The organism is Brevundimonas sp. KH_025 (assembly GCF_057839885.1).
In genome coordinates this window covers 2,181,064-2,206,800 of the sequence record NZ_CM174501.1, presented here as the reverse complement: position 1 = coordinate 2,206,800, position 25,737 = coordinate 2,181,064, and the positions used below count along the sequence as shown (strand labels likewise).

At 68.3% G+C, this 25,737-nt stretch carries 26 protein-coding genes and 1 riboswitch; of the genes, 11 read left to right on the top strand and 15 right to left on the bottom strand.

Going from position 1 to position 25,737, the window contains the following annotated elements; genetic code table 11:
* Positions 1-6: 6 nt before the first annotated feature.
* From gcvPA to gcvT, 3 genes are all read right to left on the bottom strand, one after another.
* Positions 7-1,353, bottom strand: a complete 1,347-nt coding sequence (gene gcvPA, locus AC3IS2_RS10895) for an aminomethyl-transferring glycine dehydrogenase subunit GcvPA (protein ID WP_489197784.1) — start codon at positions 1,351-1,353, stop codon at positions 7-9.
* Between the two features lie 157 nt (positions 1,354-1,510).
* Positions 1,511-1,876, bottom strand: coding sequence for a glycine cleavage system protein GcvH (gcvH, locus tag AC3IS2_RS10890; RefSeq protein WP_489197783.1), 366 nt, complete (start codon positions 1,874-1,876; stop codon positions 1,511-1,513).
* A gap of 12 nt (positions 1,877-1,888) precedes the next feature.
* Positions 1,889-3,004, bottom strand: a complete 1,116-nt coding sequence (gene gcvT / locus AC3IS2_RS10885) for a glycine cleavage system aminomethyltransferase GcvT (protein WP_489197782.1) — start codon at positions 3,002-3,004, stop codon at positions 1,889-1,891.
* Positions 3,005-3,165: 161 nt separating this feature from the next.
* Positions 3,166-3,264, bottom strand: a riboswitch (glycine riboswitch).
* Positions 3,265-3,375: 111 nt separating this feature from the next.
* Between gcvT and AC3IS2_RS10880 the strand changes: the two genes are divergently transcribed.
* Positions 3,376-4,344 carry a class 1 fructose-bisphosphatase gene (locus tag AC3IS2_RS10880; protein WP_489197781.1) on the top strand — a complete coding sequence of 323 codons (969 nt, stop codon included), beginning with the start codon at positions 3,376-3,378 and terminating at the stop codon, positions 4,342-4,344.
* 139 nt (positions 4,345-4,483) lie between these two features.
* Here the strand turns inward: AC3IS2_RS10880 and AC3IS2_RS10875 are convergent, their stop codons facing one another.
* From AC3IS2_RS10875 to AC3IS2_RS10865, 3 genes are all read right to left on the bottom strand, one after another.
* Entirely contained in the window at positions 4,484-5,500 is a 1,017-nt protein-coding gene (locus AC3IS2_RS10875) for an adenosine deaminase (protein WP_489197780.1), read from the bottom strand.
* Between the two features lie 186 nt (positions 5,501-5,686).
* The gene (gene argS, locus AC3IS2_RS10870; RefSeq protein WP_489197778.1) at positions 5,687-7,489 is read right to left on the bottom strand and encodes an arginine--tRNA ligase; all 1,803 of its coding nucleotides are present in this window, start codon (positions 7,487-7,489) and stop codon (positions 5,687-5,689) included.
* A 4-nt stretch (positions 7,490-7,493) separates the two neighbouring features.
* Positions 7,494-8,168, bottom strand: a complete 675-nt coding sequence (locus AC3IS2_RS10865) for a Tat pathway signal sequence domain protein (RefSeq protein ID WP_489197777.1) — start codon at positions 8,166-8,168, stop codon at positions 7,494-7,496.
* A gap of 149 nt (positions 8,169-8,317) precedes the next feature.
* Between AC3IS2_RS10865 and ispH the strand changes: the two genes are divergently transcribed.
* The gene (gene ispH / locus AC3IS2_RS10860) at positions 8,318-9,289 is read left to right on the top strand and encodes a 4-hydroxy-3-methylbut-2-enyl diphosphate reductase (protein WP_489197776.1); all 972 of its coding nucleotides are present in this window, start codon (positions 8,318-8,320) and stop codon (positions 9,287-9,289) included.
* Positions 9,290-9,362: 73 nt separating this feature from the next.
* Here ispH and AC3IS2_RS10855 read toward each other — a convergent pair whose 3' ends face one another.
* The gene (locus AC3IS2_RS10855; protein ID WP_489197775.1) at positions 9,363-9,929 is read right to left on the bottom strand and encodes a DUF3035 domain-containing protein; all 567 of its coding nucleotides are present in this window, start codon (positions 9,927-9,929) and stop codon (positions 9,363-9,365) included.
* Between the two features lie 68 nt (positions 9,930-9,997).
* Positions 9,998-10,525, bottom strand: coding sequence for a signal peptidase II (gene lspA, locus AC3IS2_RS10850; RefSeq protein ID WP_489197774.1), 528 nt, complete (start codon positions 10,523-10,525; stop codon positions 9,998-10,000).
* Positions 10,526-10,633: 108 nt separating this feature from the next.
* On the opposite strand from lspA, the gene AC3IS2_RS10845 reads away from it, so the two are divergent.
* The 4 genes from AC3IS2_RS10845 to AC3IS2_RS10830 all read left to right on the top strand — a co-directional run bounded on the left by AC3IS2_RS10845 (position 10,634) and on the right by AC3IS2_RS10830 (position 13,400).
* Positions 10,634-11,503, top strand: coding sequence for a TIGR01459 family HAD-type hydrolase (locus tag AC3IS2_RS10845; RefSeq protein WP_489197772.1), 870 nt, complete (start codon positions 10,634-10,636; stop codon positions 11,501-11,503).
* A gap of 38 nt (positions 11,504-11,541) precedes the next feature.
* On the top strand, positions 11,542-12,003 hold the full coding sequence (locus tag AC3IS2_RS10840; protein ID WP_489197771.1) for a MaoC family dehydratase: 462 nt from the start codon (positions 11,542-11,544) through the stop codon (positions 12,001-12,003).
* Positions 12,004-12,011: 8 nt separating this feature from the next.
* A complete protein-coding gene (locus tag AC3IS2_RS10835) occupies positions 12,012-12,941 on the top strand; it encodes a bifunctional riboflavin kinase/FAD synthetase (RefSeq protein ID WP_489197770.1) in 930 nt (309 codons plus the stop codon).
* Positions 12,942-13,019: 78 nt separating this feature from the next.
* The gene (locus AC3IS2_RS10830) at positions 13,020-13,400 is read left to right on the top strand and encodes a hypothetical protein (RefSeq protein ID WP_489197769.1); all 381 of its coding nucleotides are present in this window, start codon (positions 13,020-13,022) and stop codon (positions 13,398-13,400) included.
* 31 nt (positions 13,401-13,431) lie between these two features.
* Here AC3IS2_RS10830 and AC3IS2_RS10825 read toward each other — a convergent pair whose 3' ends face one another.
* Both AC3IS2_RS10825 and AC3IS2_RS10820 read right to left on the bottom strand, forming a co-directional pair.
* Positions 13,432-13,593, bottom strand: coding sequence for a hypothetical protein (locus AC3IS2_RS10825; protein WP_489197768.1), 162 nt, complete (start codon positions 13,591-13,593; stop codon positions 13,432-13,434).
* Between the two features lie 439 nt (positions 13,594-14,032).
* The gene (locus AC3IS2_RS10820) at positions 14,033-14,587 is read right to left on the bottom strand and encodes a DUF3828 domain-containing protein (RefSeq protein ID WP_489197766.1); all 555 of its coding nucleotides are present in this window, start codon (positions 14,585-14,587) and stop codon (positions 14,033-14,035) included.
* Between the two features lie 247 nt (positions 14,588-14,834).
* On the opposite strand from AC3IS2_RS10820, the gene ileS reads away from it, so the two are divergent.
* Positions 14,835-17,762: an isoleucine--tRNA ligase gene (gene ileS / locus AC3IS2_RS10815; RefSeq protein ID WP_489197765.1), complete on the top strand. Its 2,928-nt coding sequence runs from the start codon at positions 14,835-14,837 to the stop codon at positions 17,760-17,762.
* A gap of 189 nt (positions 17,763-17,951) precedes the next feature.
* Here the strand turns inward: ileS and AC3IS2_RS10810 are convergent, their stop codons facing one another.
* Together AC3IS2_RS10810 and tipF are read right to left on the bottom strand one after the other, a co-directional pair.
* A complete protein-coding gene (locus AC3IS2_RS10810; RefSeq protein ID WP_489197763.1) occupies positions 17,952-18,650 on the bottom strand; it encodes a 2OG-Fe(II) oxygenase in 699 nt (232 codons plus the stop codon).
* Between the two features lie 54 nt (positions 18,651-18,704).
* Positions 18,705-19,973, bottom strand: coding sequence for a flagella assembly cyclic-di-GMP phosphodiesterase TipF (gene tipF, locus AC3IS2_RS10805; RefSeq protein ID WP_489197761.1), 1,269 nt, complete (start codon positions 19,971-19,973; stop codon positions 18,705-18,707).
* Between the two features lie 111 nt (positions 19,974-20,084).
* Here tipF and AC3IS2_RS10800 point away from each other — a divergent pair, with 111 nt between their 5' ends.
* The gene (locus AC3IS2_RS10800; RefSeq protein ID WP_489197760.1) at positions 20,085-20,855 is read left to right on the top strand and encodes an SDR family NAD(P)-dependent oxidoreductase; all 771 of its coding nucleotides are present in this window, start codon (positions 20,085-20,087) and stop codon (positions 20,853-20,855) included.
* Positions 20,856-20,937: 82 nt separating this feature from the next.
* Positions 20,938-21,852 carry a lysophospholipid acyltransferase family protein gene (locus tag AC3IS2_RS10795; protein ID WP_489197758.1) on the top strand — a complete coding sequence of 305 codons (915 nt, stop codon included), beginning with the start codon at positions 20,938-20,940 and terminating at the stop codon, positions 21,850-21,852.
* Between the two features lie 8 nt (positions 21,853-21,860).
* Here AC3IS2_RS10795 and AC3IS2_RS10790 read toward each other — a convergent pair whose 3' ends face one another.
* The gene (locus AC3IS2_RS10790) at positions 21,861-22,358 is read right to left on the bottom strand and encodes a response regulator (RefSeq protein WP_489197757.1); all 498 of its coding nucleotides are present in this window, start codon (positions 22,356-22,358) and stop codon (positions 21,861-21,863) included.
* 65 nt (positions 22,359-22,423) lie between these two features.
* On the bottom strand, positions 22,424-22,633 hold the full coding sequence (locus AC3IS2_RS10785) for a DUF2093 domain-containing protein (protein WP_489197755.1): 210 nt from the start codon (positions 22,631-22,633) through the stop codon (positions 22,424-22,426).
* Between the two features lie 84 nt (positions 22,634-22,717).
* Here AC3IS2_RS10785 and AC3IS2_RS10780 point away from each other — a divergent pair, with 84 nt between their 5' ends.
* Positions 22,718-23,878 carry a DmpA family aminopeptidase gene (locus tag AC3IS2_RS10780; RefSeq protein WP_489197754.1) on the top strand — a complete coding sequence of 387 codons (1,161 nt, stop codon included), beginning with the start codon at positions 22,718-22,720 and terminating at the stop codon, positions 23,876-23,878.
* 141 nt (positions 23,879-24,019) lie between these two features.
* Here AC3IS2_RS10780 and xseA read toward each other — a convergent pair whose 3' ends face one another.
* Complete coding sequence (xseA, locus tag AC3IS2_RS10775) at positions 24,020-25,501, bottom strand: exodeoxyribonuclease VII large subunit (RefSeq protein ID WP_489197752.1); 1,482 nt, start codon at positions 25,499-25,501, stop codon at positions 24,020-24,022.
* A gap of 65 nt (positions 25,502-25,566) precedes the next feature.
* Here xseA and AC3IS2_RS10770 point away from each other — a divergent pair, with 65 nt between their 5' ends.
* On the top strand, positions 25,567-25,728 hold the full coding sequence (locus tag AC3IS2_RS10770; protein ID WP_431563955.1) for a hypothetical protein: 162 nt from the start codon (positions 25,567-25,569) through the stop codon (positions 25,726-25,728).
* Positions 25,729-25,737 lie beyond the last annotated feature (9 nt).

Sequence of the window (25,737 nt, the reverse complement as noted above, 5' to 3'; positions counted from 1 at the left end):
CTCCCCTCAGGCCGCCAGGACCTTGGCGAGCGAAGCCGCCAGGATCTTGATGTCGGCGTCCAGCGTGGTCTCGGTCGCGGCGACCAGCAGCACATCATCCAGACCCGCTTCCGGGGCCAGACGGCTGTAGGGCACGCCGGCCAGGATGTGATGGTCGGCCAGGGTCTGGACCACCTCAGCGGCGTTCTTGGGCAGCTTGACCGCGAACTCGTTGAAGAAGCGCGGGGTCAGGATCTCGACGCCGGGAATGGCGGCGAGGGCGTCGCGCGTGGCCAGGGCCTTCTCGTGGTTGAGCAGGGCCATCTGGCGCAGGCCCGTCTCGCCCAGCAGGCTCATGTGGATGGTGAAGGCCAGGCAGCAGAGGCCCGAGTTGGTGCAGATGTTCGACGTGGCCTTGTCGCGGCGGATGTGCTGCTCGCGCGTCGACAGGGTCAGGACGAAGCCGCGACGGCCGTCGGCGTCGACGGTTTCACCGCAGTAGCGGCCGGGCGTCTGGCGCAGCAGCTTCTCGCGGGTGGCGAACAGGCCGATGTAGGGACCGCCGAAGTTCAGGGCGTTGCCGATCGACTGGCCTTCGGCCGCGACGATGTCGGCGCCCATTTCGCCGGGCGACTTCAGCAGGCCCATCGACACGGCTTCCGTCACGACGACGATCAGCAGGGCGCCGGCGGCGTGAGCGGCCTCGGCGATCTTGGTCACGTCGGTGGCGGTGCCGAAGACGTTGGGGGTCTGGACGACGACGCAGGCCGTGTCCTTGTCGATGGCGGCGATGACAGCGTCTTCAGCGTCAACGGCGGCGGTCAGAGCCTCGGTCTCGACGCCGACGGCGTGAACCACGGTCTCGGTCGCCTTGACGTAGTGGGGATGCACCCCGCCCGAGATGATCGCCTTGTTGCGGCGGGTCACGCGGGTGGCCATCAGCACGCCCTCGGCCATGGCGGTCGAACCGTCATAGAGCGAGGCGTTGGCGACTTCCATGCCGGTCAGGTTCGCGACCTGGGTCTGGAACTCGTACAGGTACTGCAGCGTGCCCTGGGCGATTTCCGGCTGGTAGGGGGTGTAGCTGGTCAGGAATTCCGACCGCTGGATCACGTGATCGACCGTGGCCGGGACGTGGTGCTTGTAGGCGCCGGCGCCGCAGAAGAAGGGGACGGTCCCGGCCGTGGCGTTCTTGCCGGCCATGGCCGAGAGGGCGCGTTCGACCTCCAGCTCGCCGGCCACGCGGGGCAGGTCGACAAAGCCGTCGCGGCGCGCGGCCTGCGGCACGTCGATGAACAGGTCGTCGATGGATTTGGCGCCGATGGCGGCCAGCATGGCCTCACGGTCGTCGGGCGTCAGGGGGAGGTAGCGCATCTTTGACTCCTAGCCCTTCCCCTCGAGGGGGAAGGGTTGGGATGGGGTGTTGGCAGGCGGTCGCCGAAAGAAACTCGGGTGGCGCCGATCGGAGTTCAGATGGGAAAGGGGATGCCTCCACCCCTCCCAACCCTCCCCCTCGAGGGGAGGGCTTCTATTATTGCGTGCTCAGGAAGGCGTCGTAGGCGGCCTGATCCATCAGGGCTTCGACCTGCGAAGCGTCCGAAATCTTGATCTTGGCGAACCAGCCTTCGCCTTCGGGATCGGCGTTGACGGTTTCCGGGGCCGAGGCCAGGGCGGCGTTGCCCTCGACCACTTCGCCCGAGACGGGGGCGTAGACGTCCGAGGCGGCCTTGACGCTTTCGACCACGGCGAAGCTGTCGCCCTGGTTGAAGCTCTTGCCGGCTTCCGGCGTCTCGACGAACACCACGTCGCCCAGGGCGTCAGCAGCGTGCTTGGAAATGCCGACCGTGGCGACGTCGCCCTCGAGGCGAACCCACTCGTGATCTTTGGTGAAGCGCATGTGTCTGATCTCTCAGGCTTTAGGTTTGCGATAGTAGCGGGTGGCCACGAAGGGAGTGGCGACGACTTCGGCGGCGGCGGGTTTGCCGCGCACGATGACTTTCAGGTCCGTTCCCAGCGCGGCGAAGGCCGGCGGGACGTAGCCCATGGCGATGTTGCGGCCCAGGGTCGGCGAGGGGCCGCCCGAGGTGATGACGCCGATGACGTTTCCGTCCATGTCGGCGATCTCGGCGCCTTCACGGGCCGGGGCGCCTTCCTTGACGTTCAGGCCGATGCGGACGCGCGCCGGGCTGTCGGCCAGTTCCTTGAGGATGCGCTCGGCGCCGTTGAAGTCGGCGGCTTCCTTGCGCGACTTGGACAGAGCGAAGGTCAGGGCTGCCTCGACCGGGCTGGTCGTGGCGTCGACGTCGTGGCCGTGCAGCGGCAGGCCGGCTTCCAGACGAAGCGAGTCGCGGGCGCCCAGGCCGATCGGCTTCACGCGGGCGTCGCTCAGCAGCAGGTTCCAGACGCGCTCGGCGTCGGCGTTCGGCACCGAAATCTCATAGCCGTCCTCGCCGGTGTAGCCCGAGCGCGAGACGAAGCAGTCGACGCCGAACAGCATCAGACGGGCCGAATCCATGAAGCCCATCTCGCCCAGGGCCGGCTCATGCTTGGCCATGACCTCGGCGGCTTCCGGCCCCTGGATGGCCAGCAGGGCGCGGTCGTCGAGGACGACCAGCTTGGCGTCGCCGGCCAGATTGGCGTTGAGGAAGGCGAAGTCGGCGTCCTTGTTGCCGGCGTTGACCACGACATAGAGGCCGTCATGGTCGGGCTTGCCGGCCATCAGGTCGTCCATGATGCCGCCTTCGGCGTTGAGCAGCAGGGAATACTTCTGCTTGCCGGCCTTGAGGATTTCATAGTCGCCGGGGACGAAGCGCTGGAACTGCTGGATCGCGTCGTCGCCGGTGATGCGGGCCTGGCCCATGTGCGAGACGTCGAACAGGCCGGCGTGTTCGCGGGTCCAGCGGTGTTCGGCCAGAACGCCTTCGTACTGGACCGGCATGTCATAGCCGCCGAAGCCGACCATGCGGGCGCCCAGCGCGCGGTGCGCGGCGTTGAGGGGGGTGGTCTTCAAGGCCTGGTCGCTCATCGAGCATCCTCCGGTCGCGGGTTGCGGCGATAGCTTCGCCGTCGTCGCGCCCCCGCTGTCCTGAAGCCTGAGAGATTCCGACCGTCCCCGCAAAAGAGGTCGGCCTTGCTCCGTCGGCGCGCCCATGAATCCCGGGAAGGGGGGCGACTTTCCAGCGTCCGTGCGCTTTCGCGGTCCTTTTGCCTGAGCGTTTCCGGGGCGGTTGCGCCTTCGGCTCCGGCAGCCGCTACACGACCGCCGATCTCTCCCGCGAGAGCGTGCGACCTAAGGCCCCGACTCCGAGGCGAAGTCAAGCGGGACCGGGCTTGCCGCGAACGATCCGAAGGGCCATGAGGGCGCGAACTGCTCTCGTGACAGGATTGAAGGCCGCCATGACCGCCCGCACCGACCTCGCCGCCCACCTGGCCTCCCTCGATCTGCCGCAGGCCCTGACCCAGACCCTGACGGCCGCCGCCGCCGCCTGCGTCGAGATCCGCAAGATCGTGTCGGGCGGGGCCCTGGTCGGGGCCCTGGGCGCGTCCGGCGCCGTCAACGTGCAGGACGAAGAGCAGAAGAAGCTCGACGTCATCTCCAACGATGTCCTCACCGAAATGCTGTTGGCCTGCCCGGCCGTGGCCGGCGTGGCGTCGGAAGAAATGGACACGATCCAGCCGGGGACCAACCCGGCGGGCGAGTACCTGGTCCTGTTCGACCCGCTGGACGGCTCGTCCAACATCGACATCAACGCCCCGGTCGGCACCATCGTCTCGGTGCTGAAGGCGCCGTCGGCGACGCCGACCGAGGCCGACTTCCTGCAGTCCGGCCGTCATCAGGTCGCGGCGCTGTATGCCGTCTATGGCGGCCAGACCATGCTGGTTCTGACCACGGGCCAGGGCGTGGCGGGCTTCACCCTGTCGCACGACGGCCAGTGGCTGATGACGCACGGAGCGATCACCGTCCCGGCGGACACGAAAGAGTTCGCCATCAACATGTCGAACCAGCGCCACTGGGCCGAGAGCGTGCAGCGCTACATCGCCGGCTGCCTGCAGGGCGCCGACGGTCCGCGCGGCAAGAATTTCAACATGCGCTGGGTCGCCGCCATGGTGGCCGACGTGCACCGCATCCTGATGCGCGGCGGCGTCTTCCTCTACCCGTGGGACAAGCGCGAGCCGAACAAGCCGGGCAAGCTGCGCCTGATGTACGAGGGCAACCCCATGGCCTTCCTGATCGAACAGGCGGGCGGCAAGGCGACGACGGACGGGACCCAGGCGATTCTGGACGTGACGCCGACGGAGCTGCACCAGCGGATTCCGGTGGCGCTCGGTTCGGCCAACGAGGTCGATCAGATCGCGGCGGCCTAACCTTCACGCTGTCATCCCGGCCAAGCCTCGCATCGCGAGGCGCAGAGCCGGGACCGCCAAGGACTCGACATTCAAACGGCAGCGCTTCCGGCGGTCCCGGATCGAGCCTGCGGCTCGTCCGGGATGACGCAAGAGAGGGTCAGGCGGCTTTTGCGTAGGCCTCGACCTCGGCGAGCCGCGCCGTCTTGTCGGCGTCGCTCAGGAAGCTGCCTTCGAAGCTGTTCTTCGCCAGTTGCGTCACCTGCTCCCGCGTCAAACCCACGGCGTTGGCCAGCTGGATGTAGTTGGCGTTCACATAGCCGCCGAAATAGGACGGGTCGTCCGAGTTCAGAGTGACGTGCAGGCCGCGGCGCAGCATCTCGGGGACCGGGTGGTCCTTCAGGTCCTTGACCACGCACAGCTTCAGGTTCGACAGCGGGCAGACGGTCAGGGTCATCTGCTCGGCGGCCAGACGCGCGATCAGGGCCTCGTCCTCCATCGAGCGGTTGCCGTGGTCCATGCGGTCGATGTGCAGCAGGTCCAGGGCCTCATGCACATAGGCGGGCGGGCCTTCCTCGCCGGCGTGGGCGCACAGTTTCAGGCCTAGGTCGCGGGCGGCGGCGAAGACGCGCTGGAACTTGGACGGCGGATGGCCGACCTCGGACGAATCCAGCCCGACGCCGATGAAGTGGTGCAGATACGGCTTGGCCATTTCCAGCGTGGCGAAGGCTTCGTCCTCGCTGAGGTGACGCAGGAAGCTGAGGATCAGGCCGCTGGTGACGCCCAGTTCGGCCTTGGCCCGGTCCATGCCCGCGATCAGGCCCTCGACCACCACGCCGAAGGGGACGCCCCGGTCGGTGTGGGTCTGGGGGTCGAAGAAGATTTCGGCGTGGCGCACGTTGTCGGCGGCGGCGCGCTGGAAATAGGCGAAGGCCAGGTCCTCGAAGTCCTGTCGCGTCAGCAGCACGGCGGCGCCCGCGTAATAGATGTCGAGGAAGTCCTGAAGGTTCGAGAAGTCATAGGCCGCGCGCACGGCCTCGACGCTGTCGTAGGGGATGGCGACGCCGTTGCGCTGCGCCAGCTCGAACATCAGTTCGGGCTCGAGCGAGCCCTCGATGTGCAGGTGCAGTTCGGCCTTGGGCAGACCGGCGATGAAGGCGTCGAGGGCGAGGGGCATTGGGGGGGAGGCTCCGTAGCAAGACGGAACCATAGCGAACGCGCCCCATCCCGTCATCCCGGCCGCAGCGTAGCGGAGAGCCGGGACCGCCCAAGACGCGGCATTGGACTCGACATTCAGACGGTCGCGCTTCCGGCGGTCCCGGATCGGCCCTGCGGGCCGTCCGGGATGACGTCGGAAGGGAGATTACATCCGCTCGGGCGTCTCAATGCCCAGCAGTTCCAGCGCCTGTTCCAACTGGTGCAGGCTGGCGGCGGCGAGGGCCAGGCGCGAGCCCTTGGTGGCGGCGTCGGGCGCGACCAGGATCGGGCAGGCGGCGTAGAATTTCGAGAAGCTCTGCGCCAGCCGATAGGCGTGTTCGGCGATCAGGTTGGGCGAACGCTTGTCATAGGCGTCCGCCGTGGCCGCGTCGAAGGCGTCCAGCGTCAGGGCCAGATCACGCTCGGCCGGTTCGGCGACGACGATGGGGGCGAAGGCCACGCCCTGATCGGCGGCCTTGCGCAGCAGGGATTTCACCCGCACGGCCTGATACAGCAGATAGGGGCCGGTCTTGCCCTCGAAGCTCATGAAGCGGTCGAGGTCGAACACGTAGCTGGTCGTGCGGTTGTTCGACAGGTCGGCGAATTTCAGCGCCGCGACCGCCACCTTGCGGGCGATGTCCTCGAACTCGGCTTCCGGCAGGTCATCGCCCAGCTTGGCCTCGTGCAGGCGCTCGCGCGCCTTGTCGGTGGCCATGGTGATCAGGTCGTGCAGTTTCAGCACGCCGCCCGCGCGGGTCTTGAACGGCTTGCCGTCGGCGCCGTTCATGGTGCCGAAGCCGAGGTGTTCCAGCGACTTTTCAGGCGCGTAGCCGGCCAGATAGGCGGCGCGGAAGACCTGTTCGAAATGCTCGGCCTGACGTTCGTCGACGACGTAGAGGATCAGGTCGGGATCGATGGATTTGCGGCGGTCCAGGATCGTGGCCAGATCGGTCGTGCCGTACATGGCCGAGCCTTCCGACGACACCACCAGCAGGGGCGGCGGGCTGGGGGCCTCGATGACCGAGCCGTCGGCCAGCTTCTTCTTGCGGGTCTCGCCGGGCTTGGCGACGTGGACCACCTGGGCGCCGTCGTCGGGGACCAGCAGGCCGGTCTCCTTCAGGTGGGCCAGCATCTCGGGCATCAGGGGATCGGCGTCGCTCTCGCCGTTCCACAGGTCGAAGGTGACGTCCAGGGCGCCGAACTCACGCTCCAGTGCGGTGCGGCTGACGGCGACGAAATGCGCCCACAGGGCGCGGTAGCCGGGACGGCCGCCCTGCAGTTCAGCGGTCGCCTTGCGGGCGCGGTCGCGGAAGGCGGGGTCTTCCTTGGCCTTGGCGGCGGCCTGCGGATAGAGGCGTTCGAGGTCTTCCAGCGTCACCGGGCTGTCGGCGGGGAAGGGGCCGTCGCCGTCGGCCATGAAGGCCAGGCCCAAGCCCTCGTCGCCGCAGGCGGTGATCAGCAGGCCCATCTGGAAGCCCCAGTCGCCGAAGTGGGCGTCGCCCCAGACCGTGTCGCCGCGGAAGCGGAACAGCCGCTTCAGGCTCTCGCCGATGATGGAGGAGCGCAGGTGGCCGACGTGCATCGGCTTGGCCACGTTGGGGCCGGCGTAGTCGATGACGACCTTGCGCGACGGCGTATTCAGCGAGGCGCCGGCCAGGACTTCGTCGGCGGCGACCTCTGCGGCGCGCTGCGACAGGGCGGCGTCGGAGAGCTTCAGGTTGATGAAGCCGGGACCGGCCACCTCGACCGACGACAGGCGCGGATCAGCGGTCAGGCGTTCGGCCACCTTGGCGGCCAGTTCACGCGGATTGGCCTTCAGCGCCTTGGCGGCGGCCAGCGCGCCGTTGGACTGGAAGTCGGCCAGGTCGGGACGGTCGGAGGCGACGACGCGGGCCAGGGCCTTGTCCACGCCTTCGGCGGCGAAGGCGGCTCCGACCGCTTCGCTGAGAGAGGTCTTGAGATCAGTCATGTTCTTAGGGGTTCGGTTGGGGCTGGCCGGCGGTGACGCGGAAGCGGCTGCCCGAGCGGTTGAACTCGGCCATGTCCGGCGTGACGTCGAAGCCGACCAGGACTTCGAAGTTGTTGCCGCTGGTGGTGGCGTCGGCGCGCGGGATGACGATGGACTGGGCCTGCTGGACCGTGGCGGTCGTCTGGCCTTCGAAATTGACCGGCAGGTCGAAATATTCCTTGGCCAGGACGGCCGAGTTCCGCTCGGTCACCGCCACCCAGTAGCGATAGGTGCGGGCATCGCCGCTGGCTTGCGGACCCTTGCCGAGGTTGAACAGGATGTTGAAGTCCAGGCGGATCGGGTCGGCGTCGCGATAAACGCAGTCGGCGGTCACGCCTTCGATCTCGCCGGTGAAGCCGATGGTCGCCGTGGAGGGACGGTTGAAATCCGTCATCTCGACGTAGCGGGCGGCGTCGTACAGCACCTTCACATAGGGGCAGGGGCCGGCGTTGGCGCGGCGCGACAGCGGGGCGATCCGCACCTGACGCGCGTTTTGCGACGTGCCCTGGTCCGGCGCCTGGTCGCGGCTCTGCTGGCCGCCCGGGCGGCCCTGGCGACCGCTGGACTGGGCCTCGGCGGATTGGGGAATCAGCACGGCCGCGAGGGAGAGGGCGGCGAGGGCGGTCAGGACGCGACGCATCAGGAGCTTTCCGGCAGTCGAAGGGGGCGCGGGACGATCGGACGTCCGACCTAGCCACGCTCGGTGGTGATAGCGGCTAAAGCGAGGCGCGGCAAACGCGACCATGCAGGCAGTGGCGGCAAGGGGCGCGAGCGACTAGGTTCCGGGCCATGAACGCGCCTGTATCGTCCTCCGCCTTTGAACGTCGTCCCCTGAACGTGCGGCTCGCCACGCCGCGCGGCTTCTGCGCCGGGGTGGACCGCGCCATCCAGATCGTCGAGCGCGCCATCGAGAAATTCGGCGCTCCCGTCTATGTGCGCCACGAGATCGTTCACAACCGCCACGTCGTCGAGCGGCTGAAGGGCATGGGCGCGGTCTTCGTCAAGGAGCTGGACGAATGCCCCGACGACCGGCCCGTGGTCTTTTCGGCCCACGGCGTGCCAAAGTCGGTGCCGGCCACGGCGCAGTCGCGCGAACTGCTGTTCCTCGACGCCACCTGCCCCTTGGTGTCCAAGGTCCACGTCGAGGCCGAGCGCCACCATGCGGCGGGGCGGCACATCATCCTGATCGGCCACGCCGGCCACCCTGAGGTCGTCGGCACCATGGGCCAGCTGCCGCCCGGGGCGATCAGCCTGGTCGAGACGGTCGCCGACGCGGAAAGCTTCCAGCGGCCCGGCGATCAGCCCCTGGCCTACGCCACCCAGACCACGCTGTCGGTGGACGACACCGCCGACATCCTGGCGGCGCTGAAGCGGCGCTTCCCGGAACTGCCCGACCCGCACAAGGAAGACATCTGCTACGCCACCACCAACCGGCAGGAGGCGGTCAAGCGTCTGGGCGAGGGGTGCCAGCTGGTGCTGGTGGTCGGCTCCAAGAACTCGTCCAACTCGGCCCGTCTGGTCGATGTGGCGCTGAAGGCCGGGGCCGGCGACGCCCGTCTGGTCGACGATGCGGGGGACGTGGACTGGTCGTGGTTCGACGGCGTGACCACGGTCGGCGTCACCGCAGGGGCCTCGGCGCCCGAGCCGCTGATCGAGGCCCTGATCGACGCGATCCGCGACCGATTCGACGCCGTCGTGACCGAAGACGACGGCGCGCGCGAGACCGTTTCGTTCAAGCTGCCGCGCGCCCTGACGGCCTGAGCGACGGAATAAAGAAAAGGGCGCGTCCGTCGAAACGAACGCGCCCCTGATTTCCTGGCCTTTCAGCCCTGTCTTACAGGCCTGGCAGCTTGAAGCGGCTGTCGCGGCGCGGGGTGATGGCGATGCCTTCGCGGCCGCCGGTCAGGGCTTGCAGACGGGCGTGTTCGGAGTTGGCGTCGATGGTGCGCGAACCCTCGGCGGTCTGGCTGACGGTTGCGGTCTGGGTGGCCGGATCGTTCTTGCGCCAGAACATGACGCGGTTGGCCCAGCTTTCTTCCTTGTGGGCCAGGTCGCCGAACTCGTCATCGACGACATAGCGGGCCAGGGGATCGGCGCGGTCGGCGCCGGCCTGGGCGACCAGGGCCTGCTCGCCGCCGGTGCGGGTCACGGCCTGGCGCTGACCCAGCAGGATCTGACGGGCGGCGCTTTCAGGGGCCAGTTCCTGCGGACGCGGCTGGCCCGGCGACGGCGGGGTCAGGCCGTATTCCGGCGGCACGGCCAGCGGGGCGCTGGCGACGGTGACGAACTCGTCCGGCACGACCTTGGTCAGGCCGATGCTCTGCTTCATGCTCGCGCAGGCGGTCAGGCTGAGGGCGGTGGTGGCGAGAAGGGCCACAGTGAGGGCGCTACGGATACGCATAAGGTCAGCTCGGCTCCGGGAGGCGCGCCCTGTGGCGCTGGCTCGGGACGATAGTGAAGAGGGGGTGATTACGACTTTTCGTTGGCCGCGCCAACCGTGGAGCTGCGTTCCGACAGGAAGCTGTCGAGGATCAGCAGGACGACGCCGACCGTGATGCCCGCGTCGGCGATGTTGAAGATCCACGGAAACAGGCCGGTTCCCGAGAAGTCGAGGAAGTCCACGACCCCGCCGAAACGGATGCGGTCGAAGACGTTGCCCAGGGCGCCGCCCATGACCAGGCCGATGGCCGCGATCATCAGCTTGCGGTCCGAGCGGGTCGCCCACCAGGCAAGAGCGGCCGCCACCAGAATCGAGAAGGCGCTCAGGATCCAGCGCCCCGCGCCGCCGCCGAACAGGCCGAAGCTGACGCCCGTGTTCAGCACATAGGTCAGGTTGAAGACCGGCGGCATGACCTCGGCGATGCGATAGCCGTCGGGAATCTGCGAGATGTGGGCCGCGTCGATGGCGCCCAGAACCCAGGCCTTGGTCAGTTGGTCCAGGACGATGATGACGAGGGCGATGCCGTAGGCGGCGTAGGCGAGGCGAGAAATTTTCATGTCCCAAGCCGGTTAGCAGGAAGCAGGGCGAGGGCGAAGAGGGAAAGCGACGACGCGGCGCGGCGGTTGCAGCCTTCCACCTCGCGCCCTGACGACTATAACGCTGGCATGACCTTGCCTCACGCCTTGCCCCGCCTGTCCGCCGTCGCCGACGACTACGACATCCTGCTGTGCGACGTCTGGGGGGTGATCCACAACGGCCGTGAGAGCTGGGCCACGGCCTGCGAGGCCCTGACCCGGTTCAACGAAAAGGGCGGGCATGTCGTCCTGATCTCCAACTCGCCGCGCCCGTCGTCGGACGTGGTGGCGCAACTGGACTTCCTGGGCGTGCCGCGCTCCGCCTGGAAGGCCTTTGTCACCTCGGGCGACGCCACCCGCGCCGAACTGGCCCGCCGCGCGCCCGGCCCGGCCTGGATCATCGGCCCCGACCGCGATTTCGTCCTGTATGAAGGCCTGAACCTGACCAGCGCCCACGACGCCGAGGACGCCGCCTTCATCTCGGTCACAGGCCCCTACAACGACGCGATCGAGACGCCCGAGGACTATCGCGAGCGCCTGATTCCCGCCGTCGAACGCGATCTGGAGCTGATCTGCGCCAACCCCGACCGCATCGTCCAGAAGGGCGACCAGATCATCTATTGCGGCGGCGCCATCGCCGACCTCTACGAATCCATGGGCGGGCGCGTGGTCATGGCCGGCAAGCCGTTCGGTCCCATCTACGAACTGGCCCTGCGCGAGGCTCAGACGCTGATGGGGCGTCCCGTCGATCGCTCGCGCGTCCTGTGCATCGGCGACGGCGTCATCACCGACGTCCTGGGCGCTGCGGAACAGGCGCTGGACTGCCTGTTCATCGCCCAGGGCATCCACGGCGACGCCGCCAAGGGGCCGGACGGAACGCTGGATCCGGCCCTTGCGGGCGAATTGCTCCGGGCCGAGACGACCTTCGCCCGCTACGCCGCGCTGGAACTGGCGTGGTGAGGCTCGCCATTTCGTCGCACCTGCCGTAAAGCCCGCACATGGTCGAATACGTCACACAGCACCCGTCGGGCGGTTACATCCTCGACGAACTCCACGTCGGCATGGCCGCAGAGAAGACCGTCCACGTCACCGAGGACCGGATTCGCCTGTTCGCCGAGGCGTCGGACGACTTCAATCCGGTGCATCTGGACGAGGCCTTCGCGTCCAAGACCGCCTATCGCGGCCGCATCGCCCACGGCCTGCTCAGCGCCGCCTTTGGTTCGGCGGTGGTCGGCACCATCCTGCCGGGCGCCGGCTCCATCTATATTTCGCAGACCCTGGCCTTCCACTTCCCGGTCCGCATCGACGACATGGTCCGCATCGTCATCACGGTGATCGAGATGGAGACCGACAGCGCCCGCGTCGAGCTGAAGTGCGAAGGCTTCGTCGGCGACAAGCTGATCATGGACGGCGTGGCCGTCGTGCGCGTGCCGCGTCGGCGCAAGCCCTCGGCGCGCTGAGGCCAGAGGTGGTCGAGGTCATTCGCGGCTGGCGCGACCTGCCGGCCTCGCAGCGCGGCGCGGCCGTGGCCGTCGGCGCTTTCGACGGGGTGCACCGGGGCCATCAGGCGGTGATCGCCTCGGCCCGCGAGGCGGCCCAGCGTCTCGGCGTCCCGCTGGGCGTGGTCAGCTTCGATCCGCATCCGCGCCGCCTGTTCCAGCCCGAGGCCGCGCCCTTTCGCCTGATGACGGCGGACCAGATGGCCCGCGCCCTGGCGCCGCTGGGCGTCGACCGCCTGTATTTGATCCCCTTCGACGCCGAGATGGCGGCGATGAGCGACGAGGATTTCGCCGGGCGCGTGCTGGGTGAGGGCCTCGGCATCGTCCACGCCGCCGTCGGCTTTGACTTCACCTTTGGCAAGGGCCGCTCCGGCTCGCCCGAAGCGCTGCGGACCTATGGCGAGGGTCTGGGCTTCTCCGTCTCCGTCACCGACCGGATCGACGACGCCTCGGGGCTGAAGCTGTCGTCCTCGGCCGTGCGCGAGGCGCTGAAGGCCGGCGACATGGACCGCGCCGCCGCCATCCTAGGCCGCCCCTTCGCCATCCAGGGCGAGGTGATCCACGGCGACAAGCGCGGCCGCACCATCGGCGTGCCCACCGCCAACATCGCCATGGGCGACTATATGCGCCCCGCCTATGGGGTTTACGCCGTTCGCAGCCGCCTGCCGGACGGACGGGTCATCGACGGCGTCGCCAACCTGGGCGTCCGTCCCATGTTCGAGATCGAACAACCCCTGCTGGAAGTCTGGCTGTTCGACTTCGACGAGAGCCTCTACGGCCAGACCGTCGAGACCGAACTGGTCGCCTTCCTGCGCGGCGAGATGAAGTTCGACGGCCTGGATGCGCTCAAGGTCCAGATCGAGGCCGATGCGGCGGCGGCGAAGGCTGCGCTGGGCTGAGGGGCGGCTTTCGACTCGTTGCGGACGCTGGATTTGTCAGTTGGTGACGCAGTGCGGTTCTTCACATAACCTCGCAGTATGAGATCGCTGATTGCCCTAGCCACCATTATGTTCGTGGCAACGCCGGCCACGGCGGATGAAGCGGATTTTTGTCGGTCGGGACAATCCTACGAACTACGTGAGGCGATCATCACCTATCGCCGTTGTCCTTCGATGCACATCGCCCGGCCCTACGCCCGGTCGCTCGATCGATACACAGTCCCGATGGCGGCTTCGGCCTTGCTGAGCCTTTGCAGCGACGAAGGCGACGCGGTGGAAGCCCTATTGCTGTCGTGTGCTAACGGCAACGCCGACGAAGCCAGATCGCGGTTCTCACCGATCTACCGGAGGCTCTTCGAAGGGGCCGAAACGATAATCCCGTTGGACCGGGCCGAACGTAGGCATCAGCCTGACGGGTAACGCCATGTCCGCCAGCCACCCTTAGCCGCCGCTACCCGATCGCCTTCAGCAGGCACTCCGACAGGGCCGGATGCCCCGCCACCAGAATGTCCGCCACGCGCCATTGGGTGGCTTCGCGGGACAGTTTCAGGGTCTGGCGTCTTTCCTGACCATCGACGGTGAAGACGACGGCGACCTCGCCGTCCCGCGGCACCGGTTGGTCGAACGCGCCTCGATTTCATGCCAGCTGCTTATGCGCCGCTGATGCGCGATGGAGGAAACCGCATGGAATCCTTACGGGATTCTGCGGTCCTTAGCGGCTCTCTGAAGCGCATGGGGCAGGCCTGAAGCCGGGGATTTCAGGCGAGCGCGGGGCGTCCGACGTCAGAACGGAACGCCTTCGTCGCCCAGGCGACGGCAGAGCTCGAGCGGTTGGCGAAGCGGCGGCGGCGGTCCGTCGCCGCAGCACTGGCCGTTTGCTGCGAACGATCTGCTTTCAGAAAGCCAGGAATGAACAAGCTGAACCCGCATCAGATTTTCACCGCCGTCGTCGGCAGCGTGGCCGTGTCGGCTTTCGTGACAAGCTTGGTCATACTCGTGCGCCTGACGCTTGTCTGAGCGAGCAGCGATCCCGCTGTCGCAGACCTTTGCGACTAGCCCTCGGCGCGTTCGGCGATGACCATCAGTTCGTCGTGCAGCGACTTGCCCTTGTCGTCGACGACGTCGGCGATGCGCCACATGGGGCCTTCCTTGACCAGCTTCAGGGTCTGTCGGTGCGTCTCGCCGTGGTTGGTGAAGCTCACATCCGCGGACGCCGCCTTGTCGCCGTCCGGCGTCATCTTCAGCGCGGTCAGGGCGAAGCCGTCGGCGTCCTGACAGGCGCAGATCGGGTCGTAGTTCAGATAGGGAACCTCGCCCTTGGCGGCGCGGAAGTCGGCGCCGACGAGAGCGTTCAGGGTGCGCGAATAGAGCGGGTCGCGACCGGGGGTGATCGCGGCCGCCGCCGGGTCCGGCGTCGCGGAAGGGGCTGCGGCGTTGGCGTAGAGGGCGCGGACGAAGGCCTCGGCGTCCTGTTCTCCGGCGGCATAGATGGCCGCGCGTCCGGTCAGCGCCGCCTCGGCAGGGGCGGGCGGGGCCTCCTCGGCCGGGGAACAGGCCGCCGCCGTCAAAGCCAGCACCGTCGCTGTCATGATCGCCTGAACGCGCATCCGCTCGCCTCCCGTTCCTGTGTTCGCTTCGACTATGGCGCAGGCGCCGCCCGGTCTGCTAGACCGTTTCAACCATGACCGTTCGCGTGATCCGTCCGATTTCGATTAGCCGCCCGGCGTAGCGCCAGGGCTGGTCAGCCCCGCGCACGTCGGGATCGAATATCGCCGATGCCGTTCAACGGCCTTCACGCTAGACTGCGCTCGCGCCGCCCTCTCGGCGCCCGCGCACAAAGACAAAGATTACCCCATGGCCGACGCCACCAACGACACCGCTTCCGACGCTTCGGGCCGCGACTATCGCGACACCGTCTTCCTGCCCGAGACGCCCTTCCCCATGCGGGGCGGGCTGCCGAAGAAGGAACCGGAGATCATCGCCGCCTGGGGCGACCTGTACGGCCACCTGCGCGCCACCCGTCAGGCCCAGAAGGCGCCGCTCTACGTGCTGCACGACGGCCCGCCCTACGCCAATGGCGACATCCACATCGGCCACGCCCTGAACAAGACGCTGAAGGACTTCGTCGTCCGCTCGCGCTTCCTGCTGGGCTATGACGTCGACTACGTCCCCGGCTGGGACTGCCACGGCCTGCCGATCGAGTGGAAGATCGAGGAGCAGTTCCGCGCCAAGGGCCGCCGCAAGGACGAGGTGTCCAAGTCGGAATTCCGCAAGGCCTGCCGTGAATACGCCGCCGGCTGGATCGACGTGCAGCGCGACCAGTTCAAGCGCCTGGGCATCACCGGCGACTTTGACAACCGCTACGCCACCATGGACTTCACGACCGAGGCGGCCATCGTCGCCGAGTTCCACAAGTTCAAGAACTCGGGCCAGCTGTATCGCGGCTCCAAGCCCGTCATGTGGTCGCCGGTCGAGCGCACGGCTCTGGCTGACGCGGAGGTCGAGTATCACGACCACGTCTCGCCCACGATCTGGGTCAAGTTCCCGGTGGTCGGCGCGACCGACAGCCACCCCGACGACCTGCTGTCCTTCCGCGCGGCCACGCCCTCGGTGGTGATCTGGACGACCACGCCCTGGACCATCCCGGCCAACCGGGCCATCAGCTACGGCCCCGACATCGCTTATGGCCTGTATGAGGTCACGGCGCTGGAGGAAGGCCTGGACTATGAGCCCTGGGCCAAGCCGGGCGACCGCTTCATCATCGCCGACAAGCTGGCCGAGGACGTGTTCAAGGCGGCCAAGATCAGCGGCTTCACCCGCGTCGACGGCATCAACCCGTCGGGTCTGGAATGCGCCCACCCGCTGGCGGCGCTGGATTCGGGTTACGGCTTCTCCGTGCCGCTGCTGGCCGGCGACCATGTGACCGACGACGCCGGCACCGGCTTTGTCCACACCGCGCCGGGCCACGGCGCGGACGACTATGCTGTCTGGCAGGCCCACGGCCACCGCGAGGTGCCGGACACGGTCGACGCCGACGGCGCCTATTATGATCACGTCCCCCTGTTCGCCGGCCTCAAGGTGCTGGAGACCGAGGGCAAGAAGACCGGCAAGTTCGGCCCCGCCAACGGCGCGGTGATGGACAAGCTGATCGAGGCCGGCAACCTGCTGGCGCGCGGCCGGATGGAGCACTCTTATCCGCACTCGTGGCGCTCCAAGGCCCCGATCATCTTCCGCAACACGCCGCAGTGGTTCATCCGCATGGATGAGCCGCTCGACAATGACGGCACCCTGCGCGACCGCGCCCTGACGGCCATCGACGCCACCGCCTTCCACCCGGCGGCGGGCAAGAACCGCATCCGGTCGATGGTCGAGGGCCGCCCCGACTGGCTGATCAGCCGTCAGCGCGCCTGGGGCACGCCCCTGGCCATGTTCGTGGACAAGCAGACCGGCCAGCCCCTGCATGATCCCGAGGTCGACGCCCGCATCCTGAAGGCTGTGTCCGAGGGCGGCGCCGACGCCTGGTTCGACCGGCCCGACGCCGACTTCCTGGGCGCGCACGACGCCGACCGCTTCGAGAAGATCCAGGACATCCTCGACGTCTGGTTCGACTCGGGCTGCACTCACGCCTTCACGCTGGAAGCCCGTGATCCGGCCCATGGCTACAAGGGCGACCGCCCGTCGCACTGGCCCGCCGATCTCTATCTGGAAGGTTCGGACCAGCATCGCGGCTGGTTCCAGTCCAACCTGCTGGAAGGCTCCGGCACGCGCGGCCGCGCCCCCTATGACGCCGTCCTGACCCATGGGTTCACCCAGGACGAGAACGGCGAGAAGATGTCTAAGTCCAAGGGCAACACCACGGACCCGGCCGTCATCATCAAGGAGTCGGGCGCCGATATCCTGCGCCTCTGGGTCGCCCTGGTGGACTATGCCGAGGACCAGCGGATCGGGAAGCAGATCCTGCAGACCACGGTCGACGCCTATCGCAAGTTGAGGAACACCGTCCGCTATCTGCTGGGCGCGCTGAACGGCTTCGACGAGGCCGAACGCCTGCCCTACGACCAGATGCCGCCGCTGGAGCAGTTCATCCTGCACCGTCTGCACGAACTGGATGGTCAGGTGCGCGAGGCCTACCGCGACTACCGCTTCCAGGACGTCGTCCGTCCGGTGATGGAGTTCTGCTCGGGTGATCTGTCGGCCCTGTATTTCGACGTGCGCAAGGACAGCCTCTATTGCGACCGTCCCGACAGCGTTCGTCGTCGCGCGGCCCGCACGGTGATGGACGAGGTCTTCATGCGCCTGACCGCCTGGCTGGCCCCGCTGACGCCCTTCACCATGGAAGAAGCCTGGACGACGCGCTTCCCGGACGCCGGCACCAACTGCGCTCGCGTCATCCCGGAAACGCCTGACCAGTGGCGCAACCCGGCTGAGGCCGAGCGTTGGGCCGGGGTCAACACCGTGCTGGAGATCGTCAACGAGGCGCTGGAAGCCGCGCGTCGCGACAAGCTGATCGGCGGCGCCCTGGACGCCTGGCCGGTCGTCACCGGCCCGGCCGAGGCCTTCGCTCCGTTCGATGGCCTGGACGCCGCCGAGGTGTTCCGCACCTCGGGCGCTGAACTGGTGGTCGGCGGCGACGCCGTCACCGTCGAGGTGAAGCTGGCCGACTATGCCAAATGCGCCCGTTCGTGGCGCCGGGTGCCGGACGTCGGCTCCGACGCCGACTTCCCCGACCTGTCGGCCCGCGACGCCGACGCGGTCCGGTGGTTGGACGCGCAGAAGGCTTAAAGGATCAGGCCCCTTCGTTTCGACGGAGGGGCCTTTTCTTTGGCCCATCCACTGTCCGCTCATCCCCGCGGAGGCGGGGACCCAGTGCTTTGGCTGCACACGTCGCGCCTTGAGTTCGGGCAGGATTTCAAGCGGAACCGCGTGTGGCTCTCACTGGGTCCCCGCCTCCGCGGGGATGAGCGGGAATTGTTAGCTCGCATCATGAAAAATCAGCCCCAGCGTCATCCGCTGGCCCGCGCGCACCGTGCTGACCCCGTGGCGCATCTGCACGCGATAGTCGCCGCGCGTTCCGGCGACGGGGCGTTCGCGCACGGCGAAGATGACGGCCTCGCCCTGTTTCAGCGGCACGACATGGGCCTGTGACTGCGAGCGGGGCTTCTGCTCGACCAGAACGAACTCGCCGCCCTCGAAATCCGCCGGATCGCTGAGCAGGATCGCGGCCTGCAGCGGGAAGACCAGATCGCCGTAGAGGTCCTGATGCAGCCGGTTGTAGTCGCCGGGGCCGTAGCGCAGCATCAGCGAGGTCGGCCGCGTCTGGCCCGCCGCCCGACACTGGGCGGTCAGCGCATTGAGACTGTCGGGAAAGCCCGACCGCTCCAGCCGCGCCGCCCAGCCGTTGGCGACGGGCGCCAGTCCCGCATAGAGCCGCGCCCGCAGCCGGGGCAGGGGATCGGGCAGGGGATTGTCGAAGTACTGATACTCGCCCTGCCCAAAGCCGTGGCGCTGCATGACGATGCGGCTGCGGAACCGTTCGGGCTGGTCGTAGAGGGCTTGCAGGGCCGCGCAGGTCGCGGGCGTCAGCAGAGGCCCGACGACGGCCCAGCCCCGGGCGTTCAGGTCGTCAGCGATGCGGGGCCAGTCGAGGGCAGGGGAGGAGGCGTCGGTCATGGCCGCATGAACGCGGCTTTCGTCGCTGCTGTCTGGCGGCTTTCGGCTGCGGGATCAGAACCGGCGGCGCTGCTCGGCCGACTTCAGCGTGGTGCGGACGAACTCGGCAGGGGGATCGGTCTCGGCCAGGACGGCTTCCTTGATGGCGCGGGGCTCGCCGAACAGGTGGCCCTGGCCCATGCCGATGTCGAGTTCGAGGATGTCGACGACCTGTTTCTCGCTCTCGACCTTCTCGGCGATCAGTTCGAGGCCATAGCGGCGGGTCAGGGGCGCGAAGTCGGCGGCCTGGATGTCGGGCTGGGTGGCGAGCGGCGCGGCGCCGTCCAGATCCAGCAGCTGTTCGATCAGCAGGTCGGCCGCCACCTTGATGAAGCGCACGTCCGAACGCTGCAGGTCGGCGAAGTCCAGATCCAGCGTCTGCACCTTGTCGATGGAGAAGCGGAAGCCCAGGTCGGCCAGCTTGGCCATGTTGCGGGCCTCGGCCGCGCCGCGCGCGTCGAAGGTGGCCTGACCCAGTTCGAAGATCAGGGCCTCCTTCAGGTCGCGGTTCTGGCTGAGGAAATCCAGGAACTGCGGGAAGAAGGTCTCGTCGCCCAGCGAGGCCAGCGACACGTTGCAGAAGACGCCGACCTTGCGGTCCTGACGCGCCAGACGGCGCACGATCTGGGCGCAGCGGAACAGCAGCAGGTTGTCGATGGCGGGCAGCAGGCCCTCGCCCTCGGCCACCGACAGGTATTCGGCGGGCATCATGATCCGGTTGGACGGATCGCGCAGGCGGGTGAAGCTTTCGTAGAAGACGGTCCGGCGCTGCGGCAGGGTGACGACCGGCTGCAGATAGAGGTCGATCCGGTTCTCGGTCAGGGCGTCGTGGACGGTCTTGAGCAGGGTGTTCGACTGGACCTGACGGCGGCCCTCATAGGTGTCGGCGGTGATCGGCGAGGACGACAGCCGCTCGTCGATCGAATCGCTCATCTGCTGGATCAGGCCCTCCAGCATTCGGACTTCGCCGGTCAGGGCCTCGGTGCGCGACAGGGCGCCGCTCTCGATGGCCTGGGCCAGTTCGGTCAGGGCGCCTTGGGTCGACTCCATCGCATCGGCCAGCAGGCGGTGCGCCTCGCGGACCTTGGCGATCTCCTTGCGCAGGGCGCGGCGGTCCAGAACCCCGGCGATCACGGCGTGCAGCCCCACCAGAACGCCCAGCGCGCCCAGCACCCCGGCGGCGCCCGCGCCCGCGCCCATACCGGCGCGCCAGATCGCCGCCCCGATGGTCAGGGACAGGAACAGGTAGCCGAAGAACAGAAAACCGCCGGTAATCTTGCGCATGGGGCCGGTGTTGAGCCGCCTTTCCCGTATGGAATCGGCCGAGTATCGGTCTAACTAGAGGTAACGGCTAGGGTTGGGACGCATAAATCCGATCCCAAGGGAGGTTAACGCATGGAATTGTTCGATCTGAGCGGCAAGGTCGCGGTCATCACCGGCTCCTCCAAGGGCATCGGCAAGGCCATCGCCGAGCGTCTGGCCGAGCACGGCGCCCGCGTCGTCATCTCCTCGCGCAAGGCCGGGCCGTGCGAAGAGGTCGCCGCCGCCATCAATGAAAAGCACGGCGAGGGCCGCGCCATCGCCATCCCCGCCAACATCGCCTCGAAGGACGACCTGCAGCGGTTGGCGGACGAGACGACCAGCACGTTCGGCCAGATCGACATCCTGGTCTGCAACGCCGCGACCAATCCCTACGCCGGGCCGATGGCCGGCATCGCCGACGACCAGTTCGAGAAGATCCTTCAGAACAACGTCATCTCCAACCACTGGCTGATCCAGATGGTCGCGCCGCAGATGCTGGCGCGCAAGGACGGGGCGATCCTGATCATCTCGTCGATCGGCGGGCTTCGCGGCAACGCCCTGATCGGCGCCTACAACATCTCCAAGGCCGCCGACATGCAGCTGGCGCGCAATCTGGCGGTCGAATACGGCCCCTCGAACGTGCGCGTGAACTGCATCGCGCCGGGCCTGGTCCAGACCGATTTCGCCAAATACCTGTGGGAGAACCCGGAGCTGCTGAAGACCGTGACCGAGCCCGCCCCGTTGAAAAGGATCGGCCAGCCCGATGAAATTGCGGGCACGGCGGTCTATCTGTGCAGCCCTGCGTCGGCCTATGTGACCGGACAGACCCTGGTAGTGGACGGCGGACTGACGATTGCCTGGTGATAGTGAAACGCGCTCAAGCAGCCCGAAGGGCGTTAGCGAAGGCGAAATGCGCTCAAACAGCCCGAAGGGCGGTAGCGCCCACATGAAGGTCTCGTTTCTTCAGGACCTGAACTGGCGGCTGGAGGCGCTGGCCTTCTCCGGGCTGTTCGCCTTCCTGCGGGCGCTGGGCGTCGAGGGGGCGTCCAGCTTCGGCGGAAAGCTGCTGCGCTGGCTGGGGCCGCTGACGGGCACGCACAAGACGGTCACGCGCAACCTGCGCATCGCCTTCCCCGACATGGACGCGGGCGCGCGCGCGCGTCTGGCCGTGGACCAGTGGGAGCAGACCGGGCGGACCTTCGCCGAACTGGCGGTCATGGATCGCCTGACGCCCGAAAGCGGGCGGATCGACGTGGTTGGACTGGAGCGGCTGCACGCCATCCGCGACTCTGGCCGGCCGGTGGTCCTGATCTCGGGCCATCTGGCCAATTTCGAGGTCATGGCGGCGGTCATCATGGCGGCGGGGGTGCCGTGCCAGGTGACCTATCGCGCGGCCAACAACCCCTATGTCGACGCCCTGATCCGCCAGAGCCGCGAACGCTACGGCATCAAGCTGTTCGCGCCCAAGGGCGACGGCACGCGCGAACTGATGGCGGGGATGAAGCGCGGCGAGTCCATCGCCCTGCTGGTCGACCAGAAATACAGCCAGGGGCCGGAGGTCGAGTTCTTCGGCCAGCCGGTCAACGCCTCGCCCGGCGCCGCAAGGATGGCGCTGAAGTTCGGCACGGTGATGCAGCCGCTGTCGGTGACGCGCCTGCCCGGCGTCCGCTTCCGCGTCACGGCGCACGAGCCGATCCCCGTGCCCGATACGGGCGACAAGGCCGCCGACGTCCTGGCCGGCATCCAGGCGGTCAACCGCTTCGTCGAGGACCGCGTGAAGGAACACCCGGTGGACTGGTTCTGGGTCCACAAGCGCTGGCCGCCCGAGGTCTATGAGGCGCTGAAGGCCGCCGAGGCTTAGTTGGCGGCCTAGTCGATCACCGCATCGCTCGCGCGCCGGAACGGCCCGAGGTGGTTATCCGCATGGGTGCGTCGACGGTCAGGGCCGAAATAGGCGCCGCCCCGGATGAAGGCGCGGGGCCGCATGATCACGGCCTCGATGCGCGCCAGAAGGGCCTGGGGCGTCACGGGCTTGGTCACGAACTCGGTGACGCCGGCGTCGCGCGCTTCGGTCACGCGGCGCTTCTCCGAATGTCCGGTCATCATGATGATCGGCAGATAGGGGTTGGGACTGTCGGACGCGGTGCGGACCATGCGGGTGAAGGCGACCCCGTCCACCGGCAGCATCTTGAAGTCGACGATCGCCAGATCGGCGGGCCGGTTCCTCAACGCCGCCATTGCGGCCGATCCGTCATCGACTTCACGCACGCGGGTGACGCCGATCGACTTCAGCATGGCGCCGACAATGGCGCGCATGTTCGGATTGTCGTCCGCCAGCAGGATGTCGAGGGAATGCAGGGAAGACATGAGAACACGACACAGACTGCGGCGCCGCAACGGCGCCAAGCGGAAACGCGCGAAAGGATTGGGTGTCAGCCGCGCTCGGCCGCCATGAATTCCAGCGGGCTGGCGTAGGCCTCCTGGCGCTCGACCGACCAGTAGCGCAGGGCGGCCAAGGGGATCGGCACATGGCTGACGGCGCAGGTCACATAGGCGCCGGGGCGCAGCACGGCGAACTCGCCGTCGCCGTAGTGCAGGGTGGCGGGCGAGGCGGAAACAGGCGGAGCAGAAGGCGTCGTCATGGGGCGATGATTGGCATGGCTTGCGACGCGAGACGAGAGGCGAATCGCTGTCATCTGAAAACAAGTCGATGACAGGAGCCGCCGATGATCCGCCGCAACCCCATGCTGTCCGCCGTGGTGATGGCGACGACGCTGGCCGCCGCACCGACTGCAGCGCAGCCGACCGAGATGCGGCCGACGATTCGCGACCTGGGCCGGGCGCCCGGCGTCCTGTCGCCCGGGCCGCTGAACGCCATCACCGACGTGGCGGGCGTGCGGGTGGGGCAGGTGACGCTGCGGTCAGGCGACAGCATCCGCACCGGGGTGACGGCGGTCCTGCCCCACGGCGGCGACCTGTTCCGCGACAAGGTTCCGGCGAGCCTGTCGGTCGCCAACGGCTTCGGCAAGCTGGCCGGCGCGACCCAGATCAGGGAGCTGGGCGAGATCGAGACGCCTATCGTCCTGACCAACACCCTGTCGGTGGCGCGCGGCATCGACGGCGTGCTGGACTGGACGCTGAAGCAGCCGGGGCATGAAGACATCCGCTCGGTCAACGCCGTGGTGGGCGAGACCAACGACGGCGGGCTGAACGACATCCGGGCGCGCGTCGTCACGGCCGCCGACGTGGTGCGGGCCATCGAGACGGCGACGCCGGGGCCGGTCGACCAAGGGGCGGTCGGGGCGGGGACGGGCACCATCGCCTTTGGGTTCAAGGGCGGCATCGGCACCAGTTCGCGCCAGCTGCCCGCCAGCCTGGGCGGCTTTACCGTGGGCGTGCTGGTGCAGTCGAACTTCGGCGGGGTGTTGAGCATGGACGGCACGCCGGTCGGCGTGCCGCTGGGCCGCTATTATCTGCGCCAGGAGGTCGAGGCCGAGCGGGCCGACGGCTCCATCATGATCGTGGTGGCGACGGACGCGCCCCTGTCGGACCGCAACCTGGAGCGGCTGGCCGACCGCGCCTTCGCCGGTCTGGCGCGGACGGGGGCGGCGTTTTCGAACGGATCGGGCGACTACGCCATCGCCTTTTCGACGGCCGAGGGCGTGCGCCGGACGCCGGAGCGGCGAGGCGGAGCGACGACGGTGACTGACTGGCCCAACGACCGCATGTCGCCCCTGTTCGTCGCCGTCGCCGAGGCGACCGAGGAGGCCATCCTCAACTCCCTGCTCAAGGCCGAGACCACGACCTCGGTCATCGACGGCAAGCCGGTGACGGTCGAGGCGTTGGATGTGGAGGCGGTGAAGGGGCTGCTGACGGCGCGGCGCTAGGCGCCTTTCCTCCCCATGAAATGGGGAGGGGGACCACGAAGTGGTGGAGGGGGCGGCGCAGACGTCTGCAGGGGAGTCGCCCCCTCCGTCACGTCGGCTGCGCCGCCGCGCCACCTCCCCACAAAGTGGGGAGGAAAGGCACTAGAACAGGTCGCCCTGGCCTGCCGTCGGGGCCTTGGGACGCGGCGTAGGCTTGGGAGCCGACGGTGCGACGGGGCGCGGCGCGGCGCCCTCGCCGTCGATGGTCGCATCCTTCGCGCCGTCGCCGAAGACGATGCGCACCGCCTGGCCGGGCGACAGGGCGGCGGCTGAGGCGATCATGGCGCCGGCTTCGTCCTCGATGCGGGCGAAGCCGGGCTTGGGCCGCTTGGGGTCCAGCGTGGCGAGCGCCCGCGACAGGGCGGCCAGCCGGGTCTCGTCGCGGTCCAGCCGCCGTTTCATCGCCGGGCCGAAGCGGTCGGCGTAGGCGGCCAGACGGTCGCCGCGCCGCTCGATGGCGCGGTCCAGCAGGCCTTTCGACAGACGTCCGCCGACGACGGCCAACTGACGCTCATGCACGGCGACATTGCGATGCAGGCCCGAACCCAGACGGCTGGCGGCGTGGTCGAGGCGTTGCTGCGGCAGGGCCAGCAGGTCCTCGGGGCGGGCGGGCAGGCCGCGGGCGGCCGCGCGCAGGCGGGTGCGGCGATCCTCCAGCAGACGCGATCCCGCCCGCGCCAGACGCGCCTCCAGATCGCTCAGCGCCCAGCGCAGGTCGGCCAGGACCGGGGTGGCGATCTCCGCGGCGCCGGTCGGCGTCGGGGCGCGGCGGTCGGAGACGAAGTCGATCAGGGTGGTGTCGGTCTCGTGCCCCACGGCCGAGATGATGGGGATGCGGGCCTCGGCCACGGTGCGGGCCAGGGCTTCGTCGTTGAAGCACCACAGGTCCTCGACCGAGCCGCCGCCGCGCGCGACGATCAGCAGGTCGGGGCGGGGGATCGGCCCGTCCGGTGTCATCTGGTCGAAGCCGCGAATGGCGTTCGACACCTGACCGCTGGCGGCGTCGCCCTGAACCACCACCGGCCAGACGATGACGCGGCAGGGCCAGCGTTCGGCGATGCGGTGCAGGATGTCGCGGATCACCGCCCCGGTCGGGCTGGTGATGACGCCGATGGTCGCGGGGAAGGTCGGCAGGGGCTTCTTGCGCGTCGGCTCGAACAGGCCCTCGTCGCGCAGGCGCGCCTTCAGCCGTTCGAGCTGGGCCAACAGGGCGCCGGCGCCGGCCGGCTCCATGCTCTCGATGACGATCTGATAGGAGGACCGGGCCGGGTAGGAGGTGATCTTGCCGGTGACGATGACTTCCAGTCCGCTTTCCGGCTGGGCGCCCAGGCCCTTGACCACGCCCTTCCAGATCACGCCGTCGATGGCCGCCTTGTCGTCCTTGAGCGTCAGATAGACGTGGCCCGAGGCGTGGCGGTTCACCTTGGAGATCTCGCCGCGCAGGCGGACGTGGCCGAAACGGTCCTCCAGCGTGCGCTTCAGCGCGAAGCTGAGCTCCGAGATCGACAGGGGCGGATTGTTGTCGCGCGCGGCGGCGGGCGCCTCGGCGGGGCCTTCGAAAGCATAGTCGTCGTCAAAGCTCATGGCGCTACCTTAGCCTCTGCGGCGGGCGGCGGGAACGGGGCGGCGGTCCGACCGTTAGCGGAGCCATGGAACCCGCCGATCCGCCCGGAACCGATCCCGCCGAACGCGCGCCGCGCGAGGACGACCTGTCGCGTCGCAGCAACGCCCCGGCCGTCAGCCCCTGGCTGGCGGTGTTCGTCATCCTGCTGCTGGGCCTGCTCATCTACGTCGGCCTGGCCCTGCTTTAGGCCGCTAAC

Coding starts and splice junctions, on each gene's coding strand:
- gcvH (WP_489197783.1), bottom strand. CDS start 1,876: ATGCGCTTCACCAAAGATCACGAGTGGGTTCGCCTCGAGGGCGACGTC.
- AC3IS2_RS10875 (WP_489197780.1), bottom strand. CDS start 5,500: ATGCCCCTCGCCCTCGACGCCTTCATCGCCGGTCTGCCCAAGGCCGAA.
- ileS (WP_489197765.1), top strand. CDS start 14,835: ATGGCCGACGCCACCAACGACACCGCTTCCGACGCTTCGGGCCGCGAC.
- AC3IS2_RS10810 (WP_489197763.1), bottom strand. CDS start 18,650: ATGACCGACGCCTCCTCCCCTGCCCTCGACTGGCCCCGCATCGCTGAC.
- AC3IS2_RS10830 (WP_489197769.1), top strand. CDS start 13,020: ATGAGATCGCTGATTGCCCTAGCCACCATTATGTTCGTGGCAACGCCG.
- lspA (WP_489197774.1), bottom strand. CDS start 10,525: ATGAAAATTTCTCGCCTCGCCTACGCCGCCTACGGCATCGCCCTCGTC.
- AC3IS2_RS10785 (WP_489197755.1), bottom strand. CDS start 22,633: ATGACGACGCCTTCTGCTCCGCCTGTTTCCGCCTCGCCCGCCACCCTG.
- AC3IS2_RS10855 (WP_489197775.1), bottom strand. CDS start 9,929: ATGCGTATCCGTAGCGCCCTCACTGTGGCCCTTCTCGCCACCACCGCC.
- AC3IS2_RS10780 (WP_489197754.1), top strand. CDS start 22,718: ATGATCCGCCGCAACCCCATGCTGTCCGCCGTGGTGATGGCGACGACG.
- AC3IS2_RS10795 (WP_489197758.1), top strand. CDS start 20,938: ATGAAGGTCTCGTTTCTTCAGGACCTGAACTGGCGGCTGGAGGCGCTG.
- AC3IS2_RS10770 (WP_431563955.1), top strand. CDS start 25,567: ATGGAACCCGCCGATCCGCCCGGAACCGATCCCGCCGAACGCGCGCCG.
- AC3IS2_RS10820 (WP_489197766.1), bottom strand. CDS start 14,587: ATGCGCGTTCAGGCGATCATGACAGCGACGGTGCTGGCTTTGACGGCG.
- AC3IS2_RS10865 (WP_489197777.1), bottom strand. CDS start 8,168: ATGCGTCGCGTCCTGACCGCCCTCGCCGCCCTCTCCCTCGCGGCCGTG.
- ispH (WP_489197776.1), top strand. CDS start 8,318: ATGAACGCGCCTGTATCGTCCTCCGCCTTTGAACGTCGTCCCCTGAAC.
- AC3IS2_RS10840 (WP_489197771.1), top strand. CDS start 11,542: ATGGTCGAATACGTCACACAGCACCCGTCGGGCGGTTACATCCTCGAC.
- gcvPA (WP_489197784.1), bottom strand. CDS start 1,353: ATGCGCTACCTCCCCCTGACGCCCGACGACCGTGAGGCCATGCTGGCC.
- argS (WP_489197778.1), bottom strand. CDS start 7,489: ATGACTGATCTCAAGACCTCTCTCAGCGAAGCGGTCGGAGCCGCCTTC.
- tipF (WP_489197761.1), bottom strand. CDS start 19,973: ATGCGCAAGATTACCGGCGGTTTTCTGTTCTTCGGCTACCTGTTCCTG.
- AC3IS2_RS10790 (WP_489197757.1), bottom strand. CDS start 22,358: ATGTCTTCCCTGCATTCCCTCGACATCCTGCTGGCGGACGACAATCCG.
- AC3IS2_RS10845 (WP_489197772.1), top strand. CDS start 10,634: ATGACCTTGCCTCACGCCTTGCCCCGCCTGTCCGCCGTCGCCGACGAC.
- AC3IS2_RS10880 (WP_489197781.1), top strand. CDS start 3,376: ATGACCGCCCGCACCGACCTCGCCGCCCACCTGGCCTCCCTCGATCTG.
- AC3IS2_RS10800 (WP_489197760.1), top strand. CDS start 20,085: ATGGAATTGTTCGATCTGAGCGGCAAGGTCGCGGTCATCACCGGCTCC.
- xseA (WP_489197752.1), bottom strand. CDS start 25,501: ATGAGCTTTGACGACGACTATGCTTTCGAAGGCCCCGCCGAGGCGCCC.
- gcvT (WP_489197782.1), bottom strand. CDS start 3,004: ATGAGCGACCAGGCCTTGAAGACCACCCCCCTCAACGCCGCGCACCGC.